The organism is Paenibacillus sp. NPDC055715, from assembly GCF_053617595.1.
In genome coordinates this window covers 128,778-143,361 of the sequence record NZ_JBSHGA010000005.1, presented here as the reverse complement: position 1 = coordinate 143,361, position 14,584 = coordinate 128,778, and the positions used below count along the sequence as shown (strand labels likewise).

General features: G+C 49.7%; 11 protein-coding genes. All 11 read right to left on the bottom strand.

Annotation, left to right across the window (positions count from 1 at the left end):
* Nucleotides 1-109: 109 nt before the first annotated feature.
* The 11 genes from ACWGOO_RS10840 to ACWGOO_RS10790 all read right to left on the bottom strand — a co-directional run bounded on the left by ACWGOO_RS10840 (nt 110) and on the right by ACWGOO_RS10790 (nt 14,541).
* Nucleotides 110-1,093 carry an AAA family ATPase gene (locus ACWGOO_RS10840; protein ID WP_014281445.1) on the bottom strand — a complete coding sequence of 328 codons (984 nt, stop codon included), beginning with the start codon at nt 1,091-1,093 and terminating at the stop codon, nt 110-112.
* 147 nt (nt 1,094-1,240) lie between these two features.
* Nucleotides 1,241-1,936: a YdcF family protein gene (locus ACWGOO_RS10835; RefSeq protein WP_452483224.1), complete on the bottom strand. Its 696-nt coding sequence runs from the start codon at nt 1,934-1,936 to the stop codon at nt 1,241-1,243.
* Complete coding sequence (locus ACWGOO_RS10830) at nt 1,933-2,490, bottom strand: DUF402 domain-containing protein (protein WP_452483222.1); 558 nt, start codon at nt 2,488-2,490, stop codon at nt 1,933-1,935. The genes ACWGOO_RS10835 and ACWGOO_RS10830 overlap by 4 nt, the downstream gene beginning before the upstream one ends.
* 167 nt (nt 2,491-2,657) lie before the next feature.
* Entirely contained in the window at nt 2,658-5,318 is a 2,661-nt protein-coding gene (locus ACWGOO_RS10825) for a PBP1A family penicillin-binding protein (protein WP_452483220.1), read from the bottom strand.
* A 185-nt stretch (nt 5,319-5,503) separates the two neighbouring features.
* Nucleotides 5,504-5,749 carry an RNA chaperone Hfq gene (gene hfq / locus ACWGOO_RS10820; protein ID WP_023989043.1) on the bottom strand — a complete coding sequence of 82 codons (246 nt, stop codon included), beginning with the start codon at nt 5,747-5,749 and terminating at the stop codon, nt 5,504-5,506.
* Nucleotides 5,750-5,769: 20 nt separating this feature from the next.
* Nucleotides 5,770-6,750, bottom strand: a complete 981-nt coding sequence (gene miaA, locus ACWGOO_RS10815; protein WP_452483217.1) for a tRNA (adenosine(37)-N6)-dimethylallyltransferase MiaA — start codon at nt 6,748-6,750, stop codon at nt 5,770-5,772.
* On the bottom strand, nt 6,734-7,585 hold the full coding sequence (locus tag ACWGOO_RS10810; protein ID WP_452483215.1) for a class I SAM-dependent methyltransferase: 852 nt from the start codon (nt 7,583-7,585) through the stop codon (nt 6,734-6,736). Before ACWGOO_RS10810 ends, miaA begins: the two co-directional genes overlap by 17 nt.
* Before the next feature lie 12 nt (nt 7,586-7,597).
* Nucleotides 7,598-9,712 carry a DNA mismatch repair endonuclease MutL gene (mutL, locus tag ACWGOO_RS10805; protein WP_452483213.1) on the bottom strand — a complete coding sequence of 705 codons (2,115 nt, stop codon included), beginning with the start codon at nt 9,710-9,712 and terminating at the stop codon, nt 7,598-7,600.
* 60 nt (nt 9,713-9,772) lie between these two features.
* Entirely contained in the window at nt 9,773-12,517 is a 2,745-nt protein-coding gene (mutS, locus tag ACWGOO_RS10800; protein ID WP_452483211.1) for a DNA mismatch repair protein MutS, read from the bottom strand.
* Nucleotides 12,518-12,625: 108 nt separating this feature from the next.
* Entirely contained in the window at nt 12,626-13,849 is a 1,224-nt protein-coding gene (locus ACWGOO_RS10795; RefSeq protein WP_452483209.1) for a putative amidoligase domain-containing protein, read from the bottom strand.
* 134 nt (nt 13,850-13,983) lie between these two features.
* Entirely contained in the window at nt 13,984-14,541 is a 558-nt protein-coding gene (locus ACWGOO_RS10790) for an outer spore coat protein CotE (protein ID WP_452483207.1), read from the bottom strand.
* Between the last annotated feature and the right edge of the window lie 43 nt (nt 14,542-14,584).

The following is a 14,584-nucleotide window of genomic DNA, read 5'->3' as shown; positions in this document are numbered from 1 at the left end:
TTGCTCCTTTATTTTCCATGTTAACTCTCGAACAGAGACCGACCTGATATTCAGGCCGGCCCCCGTTCGATGTTATGAAATTCGATGTGATTCAGATTTCTATTATCGCCTATCTTTTGTCCATTTTCAAATCCTCTGGGCGCAGCGTCATCAGTTCCTGCTTTCCCGGCTGCCCGCTCCTGTATTGATTGAGCAACCTGACGGCCTGATGCCGAATCGCTTTTTCGATAACATTGCGGACATAACGCGCGTTGCTGAATGCATGAATACTGTCGTTGCGTTCATTCAACAGATGCTCTTTCATTTTGAGTATGGACTGGGGCATGAGAATATAATCCCGTTCTTTGGCCATCATTTCGGAAATTTGGATAAGCTGATCCACGGTGTAGTCCGGAAAATCAAGCTGGATGGGAAAACGGGAAGGTAAGCCAGGATTCGTACGCAAAAAGAAGTCCATCTCCCCCGAGTATCCGGCAAGGATCAAAATAAATTGATTTTTCTGATCCTCCATGGATTTTACTAAAGTATCAATAGCTTCCTTTCCAAAATCCTTTTCCCCTCCCCGCGCCAAACTATATGCCTCATCAATAAACAGCACCCCACCCAGAGACTTCTTGACGAGATCCCGCGTTTTTTGCGCTGTATGCCCAATATACTCGCCTACCAAATCAGCCCTCTCCACCTCAATCAGATGGCCTTTGCTCAGTACGCCCATTTTTTGCAGCATTTTAGCGATAATGCGGGCTACCGTCGTTTTCCCCGTACCCGGGTTTCCTTTAAAAATCATGTGATATACGTGCGCATTACTCAACAGCCCCGCATCAGTACGCATATGGGCAATTTGCAAAAAAGCATATACTTCAAATACCAGATCTTTGATGTTATCCAGGCCAACGAGATGATCGAGTTCCTTCTGAATTTCCTGATAGAGACTAAGATACTGCGGTAACGCCTGCGACTTGGTCGAAGTTGCTGCATCCGTCTCATCAACATTTACCGAAGCGATCGGCTCCGGGCTACGCAGCACGACATTGATTTGTCTGGAAGGTCTCTCCTCCGTCCGCTTACCCGCGGCGATTCCCCGTCCGTTCATGCATCCATCACCTCAACATTTCTTCAGGCACAGCTTACCCTATTAATGTATTCGGCCCGGCATGTCCTTATTAGCACAAAAGCAACAGGAGCTTGTGCAAAGCATTTTGTTTATGGAGAAGACCTCTATGAGAAAACGTTGTACGTTTCAGGACACCCAGGTTTGAGCATCAAGCCACCACCGTTGCAGCGTCCATTTGGCGTAGGCCACCACCTCTCTTGACTGGTGAAGCGGCATATTCAGTACTTTAGATTCCGCCAGAGCCATCTGAGGATGATCCAAATTCAAAAATCGGGCAATTTCCAGCGCCCGTGGGCCATGATAGCTATGTGTGATAATCACGGTCGAGGTCCAACCATACTCCTGCATGATGCGCTGGCTATACAGGAGATTTTCGTAGGTACTGGTCGCATGGTTTTCCAACACAATATGCTGCGCTGGAACACCTCTGTCGACCAAATAGCGTTGCATCCCCTCAGCTTCCGTATAGGGGTAAGTTGGTTTGTCCAATCCTCCGCTTACAATTAGACGTTTCACTGTCCCGTTGCGGTATAGCTGCAAGGCTTCATTTAGCCTCTCCTTCAGCCCCGGACTTGGCTCTGCTCCCCACATGGAAGCCCCAAGTACAATACCTACCTGTGCCTGCTGAAGCGGATTGGTAGAGGCTGCGGTATTCATATTCCAAAATCGAATACCCACCCATACCAAACCGATCATAAAGATAACCAGCAGACAAAGTATAAGGCGTTTGGCTGCTGTAAACTTTTTCTCTGGGCGGCTCAGCCTGCTTCTTGATTCAGATTCTTTGGGTTCAGCGCTTCTAATCCTCTGCAAAACCTTCATCGATCCCTCTTAAAATCACCGTTGTGAAACCATTCTGCCCGGTGTTTCAGCGACATTTTAAAATAGGGGAATATATGGGCATCTATCCGCCGTAAAACCTCAGCCGCAGTACGGTTAGCCAGTTCTGCCTCCTGTGTCGAGATATGCCCGCGCTGTAACGCATCCTCCAGCTCATCCTCATCCACCAAAAAGATTTCGCCATTTTTAAGTACGACAACATCCAAATACAAATCGTCAAACCAGGGCACTCCCTGGTCGGTCACTCCCTGATTACGGCAGGTATCAATATACCATTCCACAATCTGCTCCCGATTGTCGAACATAGCAGTTACTACATAATGCTCACCCTTCGGATAATATTGCAACCAGGAATACCCTTTATCCGCTATGCAAAATGTATGACCGCCGTAGCTTTTCCATAGAGGCTCTTTGAGACTCAAAATGGTATATAAGGTCACATATCCTGTAAACACGTTACTTTCCACATACCGGCAAGCAAACTTGCGGTTCGTTATTCTGCGCCAGTTGGCCCGGTCTCCGAATTTGCGCTTCATAAATGATGTTCCTCTCCAACATTGGTAAAACCAGCTTACCATATTTAAACTGTACACTCAAAAATAACACTCTTCATCACAGTAAAAAAAGGTATTCTCAGACCATGAAATGGTCCGAAAATACCTTTGGTTTGAGACAAATTCAACTTACATACAACATATGCCTTCTAATTTCGATTGCGATGTCCACGATTGGAGTTCGAATGACCATTGGAATTGCTTTCTTGACTTCCATCCGTCGTGTCTCCTGTCGCAGATGTATCCGTATTTTCTGGATTTACCATAGTATCTTCATCAGAAATACCTGTATCCGGTGAAGTAGTCTGACCATTGCCCTGATTTGTATTGTTTCCGTTACTGGAATTGTCATTATTGTTACCTGTACCTCCAGCACCATTTCTATCCGTATTTCCTGGGGACGTCGGGACCTGACCCGTGCCAGTACCGTTATTGGTACCTCCAGGGAATGTATTCCCCTGATCGGTGCCGTTCTGACCATCTGTAGTCCCGCTGTTATCCGGTAATGTTCCATTCTGATTCGGATCGGTTCCCTGCTGAGGATCTACCGGAGTGGTCTCTGCCGGAATTTTCACTCGGATTGTATTCGATGGACCAGATTCCTTACCATCCGCTCCATAAGCCGTTACATAATATTCATACGTGGCTCCGGCTAATGGAGACGTATCTTCACCACTCGTGCCTTTCATCGCCTCCATAATCGCCGTAAAGCCCCCTTCGGAAGCCTCTTTGCGATACACACGGTATTGCACATTATCTCCCGCCGCCGCAGTCCAGGACAGCGATACAATTTGGGTGTCCTGACTATAAGACCCGCTCAGCCCGCTTGGAGCGGTAGCCTGAACCGACTCATCTGGCTTCTTCTCAACCGGTGGTTCATATCCCTTCGGCTGGCTGAATTGCGTAACCGGGTGCCCCTTGAGGGCTTCACTCATGACCCTTCCGAAAAAGGCTGCCGACTGCCCACTGTAGTTTCTCAGCATATGCTTGCTGTCCGGCTTGTCATAGCCCATCCATACCGCTCCAGTATATTCCGGCGTATAACCAACAAACCAGATATCACGGTTACCACTGTTACCGCTGATTCCACTCTGAGTTGTACCCGTTTTACCGGCTACAGGCCAGTCAATACGTGCTTTACGACCCGTACCGCTATTGACAACATTTTGCATCATCTGCGTCATTTCATAAGCTGTTTTCTCGCTCATTACGGTTTTAAATTCTTCTTTGTGAGTGTAAACCGTTTTGTCATCACTATCATTAATTTGCTTGATGGAATAAGCTTTTTGGAACTGTCCGTTATTGGCAAAAGAGCTGTACGCCTGTGCCATTTCAAGTGTATTCGTTCCTTTGCTTAATCCACCCAAAGCGATAGCGAGCGAGTGATCATTTTTATCCATCGGAATTCCTACGCTCTCCGCGAATTGAACTCCTTTTTCCACACCAATTTGGTTCAGCAGCCATACTGGCGGGATATTTTCAGACTTGGTAATCGCATCAGTCATACTGATGGTCGAAGAGTAACCGTGTAAGTTTTTCGGGCTGTACCCGTTAAAACTCTGTCGCTCATTACTCAAAGGTGTATCCATTGTAAATTTGCCAGATTCGAGAGCCGGCGCATACGCCGCAATAGGTTTAAAGGCCGAACCTGGCTGTCTACGGCTTTGTGTTGCGCGGTTAAAGGTTCCCTTTTTGTAATCCCGTCCGGGTGCCATCGCGGCAATTCCGCCCGTCTGGTTGTTAATGATGACCATGGAACCCTGAACAGGCTGATCGTCCGGACTTTTTTCGAACATATTATCATCCGCCATCGCCTGATCCAGCGCATTTTGGGCTTGAGCATCCATCGTCGTATGAATTTTATATCCGCCAACGATCAGATCGTTTCCGCTGACTCCCGGCAAAGCATCCTCCGCCTCATTCATCACATATTCCATAAAATTTTGATACTGTTGAACTTTTTCCGGCTGCTTGTAATCATAATCTACAGCCTTGGCCTCTTCCATTTCCTGCTTGCCAATCATTCCCTGCTCAAACATCAGCTGGAGAACCACAGCACGTCGTTCCTTTGAGTTTTCCGGATTACTGATTGGATTATATTTGGAAGGCCCTTTTGGAATAGCTGCCAATGTAGCGATCTGCCACAGTTTCAACTCATTTAAATTTGACACCCCAAAGTAGCCTTCCGACGCCGCTTTGATACCGGAATACGAACGTCCAAACCAAATACGGTTCAGATAGAGCGTAATAATTTGATCTTTATTCAAATTACGCTCCAGCGCCATCGCAATGGATACTTCGGTCGCTTTACGGAAAAAGGTCTTATCACGCGTCAAAAACAGGTTTTTGGCCAACTGCTGGGTCAGCGTACTGCCGCCCTCTACTGCCGAACGGGCTACGATATCCTTAACAGCCGCCCGGCCAATAGACCAAATATCGACACCCTGATGTTCATAAAACCGTTTATCCTCTGTCGCCACAAAGGCCTTTTTCAGCAGATCTGGTATTTCTCCACTTGTGACAGGGTCGCTTTTTTGCACGGACAGTTCGCCCATGAGCACGCCGTTACGATCGTAAACCTTCGATGTCTCATTCACTGTAATTTTGTCTTGATTGGCCTTATAGATTTTTTCGCCATTTACCATGACAAACAAATATCCACCAAGCGCGCAAAATATGGCTAACGCCGCCGTAATAAACAGCGTCCATCCAATTCGTTTACCTGTAATTTTCTTTTTCTTGCCCTTCGGCTTCTCATTAGGTGTGTTTCTATTGCGATTGCCGGATCTGGACAATGAATCGTTTGGCATTCCCCTGACTCCCTTTCGCGAATAATCATTGTTGCAGAACGTATACAGCTTGCTGTCGGCAGCATGAAAGCAAACGGAATGAAAAGAACAACCCTGTTCAGGTTGCTCCCGGTCACATTCCTATACGGTTAGACGAGACGGACGCTTGAAAAGTTTCATCAACCCGGGCGACCGTCAGGCCGTAATCAGTTATCGCTGGCGTTATCCTGTTGCTGTACAAGCGACACATTGCGTTGCGGTGTAAAGGTGGAAATAGCATGCTTGTAGATCAGCTGTTGCTTTCCATCCGAGTCGATAACAATTGTGAAGTTGTCAAATGCTTTAATCGTTCCTCGCACCTGAAATCCATTGATCAGGTATACCGTTACCGGTATAGAATCCTTGCGCAATTGATTCAGAAACGTATCTTGGATATTAATGGACTTGTTCATTTTAGCCGTACCCCCAATAATCATTTGGATTGTTTTGAAATATATTCAAGGTCTGTCCGGAAATTTCCTGCTATAATTTCGTGTATTCGGGCTGCATGAGCAGAAAAATTTCCGAAATCGGTGACATCTACCCACTGGATATCCTTCATATGGCGAAACCACGAGAGTTGCCGCTTCGCAAAATGACGCGTATCCCGTTTCAGCCAAGTCACTGCCTCTTCCAAAGACACATCTCCTCGCAGGTAGGAGGATATCTCTTTATAGCCTAGACCTTGCATGGAGATGGCATCGCTCCGCACTCCCCGTTCCATTAAGGAGGTTACCTCAGCAACAATCCCTTGATCGAGCATCCCGTCAATTCGGTCTTCAATACGTTTATATAGCATTTGCCTATCCATTGTCAAACCTACGATGCATAGCTGATAAGGAGATTCCTTTTTTTGACTAGCCAATTGCGAGCTAAGCGTCGTTCCGCTAATATGATAAATTTCCAACGCTCGAACAACTCGGCGACGATCATTGGGATGCAGACGACGTGCACTTTCGGGATCAACCGCCTGTAGTCGTACATGAAGCGCCTCGGCTCCAAATTGCTCGGCATAATGAAGCTGTTCCTGACGAAAATCTTCATCAGCTCCGACCTCGGAAAACTGGTATTCATAGCAGACAGACTCCACATACAAACCAGTCCCACCTACGATAAACGGCAGTTTCCCTCTGGCATGAATATCCGGTATAAGGCGACGGCAATCTTCCTGAAATGCAGCTACCGAATATGGGTATTCCGGCTCATGAATATCAATCAAATGGTGCTTGATTCCTTCCATTTCCTGTTCAGAAATTTTGGCAGTTCCAATATCCATATGACGATACACCTGCATGGAATCTCCGGAAATAATTTCCCCGTCAAATTGCCGTGCCATCTCGATGCTTAATTTCGTCTTGCCAACCGCTGTCGGGCCGACAAGAACAAGTAGTTTAGGCTTAGATGTCGCTGTCAATATTAATCACTCCGTACACTGTTTTCGTTGTTCCCCGTTGCTCCACACGAAAGCCGAGGCGGGCAAATTCCCCGCTGCCCCGTTTTTCCTTCAACACAATTGTTTTCCTTGCAATCCGTTTTGCCTGAATAATACTTTCCTCATCCAGCGCATCCGGGTTAGCCAACCCTCTCAATGGACCGATGGCACTAGAATCGAGCAACGGATCACGGAACATTGGGTCAAAATAGATAATATCCACACTGCGATCCGGCAAGCTCCGCAAATAGTCCACATGATGACCAAAACGCACATTAATGCCGGAAAACGCCTCATCAACCGCAACGTTGCCGGAGCGATAATGCCTCATTCCATCCTTGATTAAAGCATAGACAGGAAAAGAACTTTCCACAGCAGTTACTTGTCCAGAACTTCCCGTTCCAATTGCAAACAGGAGGGAATCCGTTCCGAGTCCTGCGGTGCAATCCAGCACGGTGTCCCCCGGAACGAGCCGAGCGGCGGTCAGCATCGGATCAGGCTCGCCCTTCAACACTCGCTTGGCGCGGATGAAGCCCATGCTTGGGTGAAAAGTCATCGGTGGTTGTTCCGGACTAATCAGCCTCACCCCCCCCTGCACTAGCACCAGCGCCTGACGAACTCTATGAGCAGCAGTCAGCCTTGCTACCGATATACCACGACGGGGGGCATACAGCACCTCCAGCTCGGCTGCAAGCATTTCCGCCCGCTGCACGACCTCAGCCGAAGGAGAATCTCCCGTCGTCACCAGTAAATCGGCTTGTTCCTTCCGAAGCCTTGCCTGCCTTTCTACTTCGCGGTTTTCCCGATCCTGCAACATGTATAAACTCCCTTACATTACTCTTTTAAACAGCTTCTCCAAATCATATGCGGAAAAGGATACAACGATAGGCCGCCCATGCGGGCAGGTGTACGGCTGTCTGCATTCCGCTAAACGCTCCAGCAGTACGATAGCCTGTCGGTCGGTCAACTTCTGGTTCGCTTTAATCGAAGCCCGGCAAGAGCACATGATTGAGGCTGCCTCCCGTAGCTTAGCAAGATCAATTGCTTTTTCATCCAGTACCCATCCTGCCATTTCCTCAACAATATCCGCTTCTTCCCCTTGAGGAAGCCAGTAAGGATAAGAGCTAACGCGGAAGGTTTGACCACCAAAATGCTCCAAATACACTCCCGCCTGCTCAAACCAATGCAGCCTTGTTTTCAGCTTTTCCGTCTCTGAGGGCGTAAATTCTAATGTAATCGGCAGCAGTAGTTCCTGCGATACCGCCTCGGGATTGCCGAATTTTTCATAATAAAATTCGTAGTTAACCCGTTCATGCGCAGCATGCTGGTCTATTAAATACAGCCCCTGATCGTTCTGCGCAATCAGATAGGTTCCATGGTGCTGACCGATCAAATTTAGCTCAGGAAAAGCGGGCAGCTCAGGAGCCTCACCCGATACCACCGCCAACTGCTCTGCATTCAGTCGTGACTGACGTGGCTTCTGATCCGTGAAATAGCGGGAATCCACATCGCTTCCTGCATCCGCTGAAGCAGAAGGCCGATAAGCCACAGAAGCAGCTGCTTCCTGCACTCCACCGCTGTACAAGTGGGATGAGCCCGATACGGCTCTATCCCCATCGTTTACATCTACAAAATCTGCATCCAGTTCCTCATCGCTGACACGCTTCCCAGAAGGCGGGTCCCCCCCGCCAGAGACAGGCAGCCTTTCCCTATCCTGACGTTGCTCACAATCTGTGCTAAGCCTGCTGTTTTCCTCATTCCCGTCCAGGCGAATAGGTTGGCGCAGGTCTCGGCTCTCCGAGAAAGATCCAGTAAGCGGCTGTGCTCCCCCTCGGCTCTGGCCAGCAGAAGAGTTTCCTTCCATACCGCTTCCCTTCGAGAAATGAAACTGCTCCTGCACGAACGAGCCGCTATCCTTGCCACCGATCTCGCGCTTGACTGCCTTCGGAATCAGCACCTGCTGTCCTAGAACAGCTTTTACCGAATCCTCAATCAACTGAAATAGCTCGGCTTCTTTGCTGAAACGCACCTCCAGCTTGGCGGGATGAACGTTAACATCCACTAGTGAAGGGTGCATTTCCAGCTGGATCACAGCCAGCGGAAAACGATTGATTGGCAGCAAGGTATGATACGCCTTAAGCAGCGCCTGATTCAGCCCGTAGCTACGCACAAAACGTCCGTTCACCACCGTCGAGATGGCATTCCGATTGGATCTGGTCCACTCCGGGCGGCTGACATAGCCGCTAATACGGTAATCCAGACTCTCTCCTTCCAGCAGCAGCATGGATTTCGCTGCCGAGGTTCCATAAACAGCGGCAATCACTTGAAGCAAATCACCACTGCCCAGCGTTTGAAGCAAGGTATTTCCGTTGTGCCTCAATGTGAAGGCAACTTCCGGATGCGAGAGCGCCATTCGGTAAAGTACATCCGAAATGTGCCCTAGCTCCGTCTGGATCGTTTTCATATATTTTAGCCTTGCAGGCGTGTTATAAAACAAGTCTCGGACGGTAAAATCCGTCCCTTGCCGGGCAGCTGCATCCTCGTGCAGCAAAAGCTTGCCGCCCTCAATAACCAATTTGCGGGCACGTCCGTCATCTCCGGCTGCTGTCAGCAACTCCACTTTCGATACAGCCGCAATACTCGGGAGCGCTTCTCCCCGGAAGCCCAGGCTCGTGATTTGGAACAGATCGCGTCCATGTCCGATTTTGCTTGTCGCATGCCGATAGAACGCCGTTTCCACATCTTCAGGCTCAATGCCACTGCCGTTATCCGTCACCCGGATGCTTTGCAGCCCGCCTTCTTCAACCCATACATCTACGCGCGTACCGCCCGCATCAATCGCATTTTCCACCAGCTCCTTCACGACGGAAGCTGGACGTTCCACAACCTCACCGGCAGCAATCTGGTTGGCAATATGCTCATCCAGTACCCGGATTTTAGACATCCTTTTAACCTCCCCCTGACTTCAAAGTGTGATGAAAAATTAGAAATATAATATTGTTACCTATAGGTCGTTAGCCTTGTTTTTCAATTCATTTAACAACTGCATCGCCTGCAAAGGTGTCATGTTCATGACATCAGCATTTTTCACCTTACGCAAAATCTGGTGTACAATCGGATTAACCTCGGCCCTCTCCGTCTCCGGCTTGGCAGGGGCAAGCTCCTGCTCTCCGAAAATGGACAGCTGTACGACTCCAGTAGCCGTATGGTCCAACACACTGGAGTCTTCCACAGCCTGCTGAGTGTTTTCTTTTACAGCGGTGGCTTGCTGTGACACAAGTGGGGCCTGCAATGCAGCTTCTCTTATAACGTTTTCCCTCGCTACTGCAACAACCTCGGTGCCTGCCGTCACTTGGGCAGCCGCGTGCTCAAAGCCGTGCAACAGCCCGTTCGCACGTTCAATGATATTATCCGGCAAACCCGCAAGACGGGCACAATAGATCCCGTAACTGCTGCTGGCCGCGCCCGGTATGAGCTTACGCAGGAAATTCACCTTGTCGCCGCTTTCCTGTACCGCCATGGAGTAGTTTCGCAGCGAGGACAGGCTTTGCTCCAAATGAGCCAGCTCATGAAAATGCGTAGACACCAGCGCCTTACAACCGATCGTGTCATGGACAAATTCGATCACAGCTTGAGCAATCGCCATCCCCTCACTGGTAGATGTACCGCGTCCCAACTCGTCAATAATGATCAAGCTTCGCGGAGTTGCCTTGTCTGTCATGACCTGAATATCAGCCATTTCCACCATGAATGTACTCTGCCCGCCGATCAGATCATCCGCCGCACCGATACGTGTGAAAATACGATCCAGCATCGACACTTTGGCATGTGCAGCCGGAACGAAGCAGCCGATCTGCGCCATAATTGCGATCAGCGCAACCTGACGCATATACGTGCTTTTCCCGGCCATATTCGGACCGGTGATCAGTAAAATATGCGCATCTGCTTCCTCCAGGGCCGTGCCATTGGCGATAAAGCTACCATCCTTCATCACAGCTTCCACAACGGGATGCCGCCCCTGTTCCACCACGAAATCATATCCCGTTGTCAGTTCAGGCTTCACAAAACCCCGCTCTGCACTGACCGATGCCAGGGACTGGTACACGTCAATTTCAGCCACCCGTTCTGCCAGCTTTTGCAGACGTGGAATTTCAGTATTTAGTTTACCGCGAAGCTCAGAGAAGAGAGAGTACTCTAGATCTACCATCTTATCCTCGGCTTCCAAAATCAGAGATTCCTTTTCCTTGAGCTCCGGTGTAATATATCGTTCCGCATTCGCCAGCGTTTGCTTGCGTTCATAACGTCCTTCCGGCAATGAAGCCAGATTGGATTTGGTTACCTCGATATAATAGCCAAATACTTTGTTGTATCCAATTTTGAGCGACCGGATGCCAGTCGCTACACGTTCCTTCGCCTCCAGTTCGGCGATCCAGCGCTTGCCGCTCACACTCGCCTCCCGAAGTTCGTCCAGACGCTGATGGTAGCCTTCCTTAATGAGCCCCCCGTCTCTTACGGAAATAGGTGGCTCGTCCGCTACGGCTTCCTCAATCAACGCGCACAAGTCTGTACAGCGATCCAGCGTTTGGGCAATTCGACGCAGTGTCTCCGATTCCGATTCAGCGCATAGCTCACGCAAAGCCGGAATCCGGGTCAATGACAGCTTGAGTGCAATCAGGTCGCGTGCATTGGCGCTGCCAAAGGCAATTCGCCCAACCAAACGCTCCAGATCGTAAATTTCCTTGAGCTGTGCACGTACATCCTCACGAAAAATAAACTGGTGGTACAGCTTGTCCACCGCCTCCAGCCGTTCCTCGATCAGATGGCTGCTAAGCAGCGGCTTGTCGATCCAGCGTCGTAGCAACCGCGCCCCCATCGACGTCTCCGTCCGATCCAGCAGCCACAGTAACGAGCCCTTCTTGGAGCGCTCACGAACCGTCTCCACCAGTTCCAGATTACGGCGAGTAAATGGATCAAGAATCATAAAATGGTTCGGCTCATAAACGGAAATCTGAGTCAACTGGCCTAACGATCTTTTTTGCGTTTCATTCAAATAGGCAATCAGACGCGATACACAATGCCTACGTTCCTCGTTGAGCCTGGCCCACGTTGCTTCACCAAATTGACCACGCACAAGATCATCCTTAGACTTGTCCCAGGCTGTGTATACAACACGACGTCCAACGGGTGACATTCGGGAGGTTACGAAATCGAGCAGATGACCATCCCCCAGCATTTCCGACGGCTCATAGATATTAATTTCATCCAATAGCCATTCTTTTGAATCCGGTACAGAGGTCACATACAGCTCACCTGTTGACAAATCGCAGGCCGCCAGTGCCAGCATCCCGTCCGTCTCGGTGACACATACCATGTAGTTGTTGGATTTGTCACCCAGCACCTTGCCTTCCATCACCGTACCCGGAGTGACGACACGGACAATATCTCGCCGTACCATCCCCTTTGTAGCCGAGGCTTCCTCCATCTGTTCGCAGATGGCAACCTTATAGCCCTTTTCAATAAGGCGCTGTATATAATTTTCCGCCGAATGATAAGGCACACCGCACATCGGAATTTTTTCCGTGCCGCCACCCTCGCGTCCGGTGAGTGTAATCTCCAGCTCTTTGGATGCAAGAATCGCATCATCAAAAAACATCTCGTAAAAATCCCCCAGGCGGAAAAACAAAAAAGCGTCCTGCGCCTGATCTTTTATGGATAAATATTGCTCAATCATCGGTGTATATTTGGCCATACCGTTCACTAACCCCCACACATTGTTCCGTTTAAACTTACATTACCTCTCATTATAGCAAAAATGACAGTCGATAACATGAAAGCATCGCAAACAACGCCACACATTTTACGAAAGCTTCCAGAACGGACGTAAATCCCGCGATTCATCCCATTGTTTTCCCTGGCGCAGGCTGCCCAGCAAAGGCTCGACATAAGCTTTATATTGCGGATATACATCCAGTGAAACAATATCCAAAATAAGAGGCTCCATGTACTCTCCCAACACGATCCGATTTCCTTCATAAAAAGCTCTATGGGCCTCTTCCTCATCCAGCGGCCTACGCTGCAAGCGCGGATATTGAGACGCGATGAGAAATGCCATTCCAATCACGCCTTTCGCGAGCTGCGGCGAAACGAGAAAGCTGGGTAGCGTACGGTATTCAAAACCTCCGTACGGTTGGCGGCGAAAATCGCCCAAATTTCCGTAATGCGGTCTGCGACGGGCTGCGCGTTTATCTTCTAACAACGCCAAAGGCAGCGCTAAATAATTGTCCAGCGCACGCAACAGTGCCCCATTCAGCAGAATTCCGCTAAAATGCAGATGGCCTCCCAGCGGAAAACCCGACTGCGGCATCCCTCCCGCTTGCCAAATTAGCGTACGATCGGCAATGAGCCGGGCTGCTGCCGCAAAGGCATGGCGTAGATGTGTCAGCAAAAGGGCCGGATCGCCACTTGGTGCGGGGCGAAGCTCAGCAACCGGGTACAACGTCTGCCCTCGGCGCGTAACTGCATCGCATCCCGCCACGCCAAGGCGGCCCAAATATCGTGAAGCCGGTACGACCCGTCCTTCCGGCATACGGACCAGCACAAATTCAGGGTCCATCCCGATTAGCAGCTGTTTATCCCCTTGTGCCCCTGGAAGGCCTTGTTCTTCGCGAGCTGCGGCTTCATATAGCGTGTCTAGGCGTCTATCATTTAGCCATGGCTGGGCCACGACTTGGCGTACCTGACAGCTGCGCTCGCCCAGCAGTGTCAGCGCGACCTCGCCGCTGTCGAGGCCGAGTGTGTACAAAGTACGTACAGCCAGTCGCTCCATTCGGACGGACAGCTGAGAGCTGCTGTCCAGCGTAGACGGATCATAAGCGCGGACTTTGGAGTTTCCTTCAATCGTGCGTCTTCGAATCTCCAGCATTCGTAGCTGATGGATTTGCACCACATAGCCTACTGCAAAATCTGCTGCGTTGTCGTCAATCCAGCGAACCGATATGCCGGAACGTTCCAGCCTGCGCTGCTTTTCTTCATCCGGCATTTGTCTGAAACGTCTGAGCGCCTGTCCCGCCTGCTGCATCATCTTCCCCCTCCCTATTAGATTACGGACGATTGAACGATTTTTCTTCCCTATAACAACAAAAAGGAGGGCCTTTGCCCCCTGCGCAGTCTCAGCCGGCGCAAAGAGTAAAGCGGCCCTCTTTTGGGTTACTTCCGTCAGAGCTCGTCGTCAATGAGGTCGGGGTCGAGCTCCTCATAGTCCCCTTCTTCCGCTCCAAAATCATAGTCCTTGTCAAAATCGTCACTGCTACCATTCGGGAATACTTCTACAACAATCTTCGTTTCTGCCACCAGTTCCACCGCAAATTCCCGCTCGACCCGGATAATTACGCTGCCGCCCCCTGAAGACACACTGGCCTCAACGCAGCTTGGCTCCTGTGTTGCCTCGGCGGATACTTCCACTGTAGACGTCCGGTGTTTCGGATCAAGATACGAGAGCGGCACACTTTCCACGTACGACACCGTTTCCTTAGCCACATCGGTCTGCGAGTTTTTATCGTATGAGTACCAGATATTGATATCATACGTCCCCACGACCTCAATGCCGTCTCCAGCCGCCACAGCCTCATACTGGTGGTTAATAATCCACGCCCCCAAGATACTGGTCGGATTATTAGGCGGAGTTACGGTATGGGTTACGGTAGAGAATTTGCGACCTTTACCGCAGATCGCTTTTGTAATAATCTCTCTACGATTTTTATGACTTAATGCCATACTTGAACCTCCTCCATACAATCAATCATTCCATACATATGTA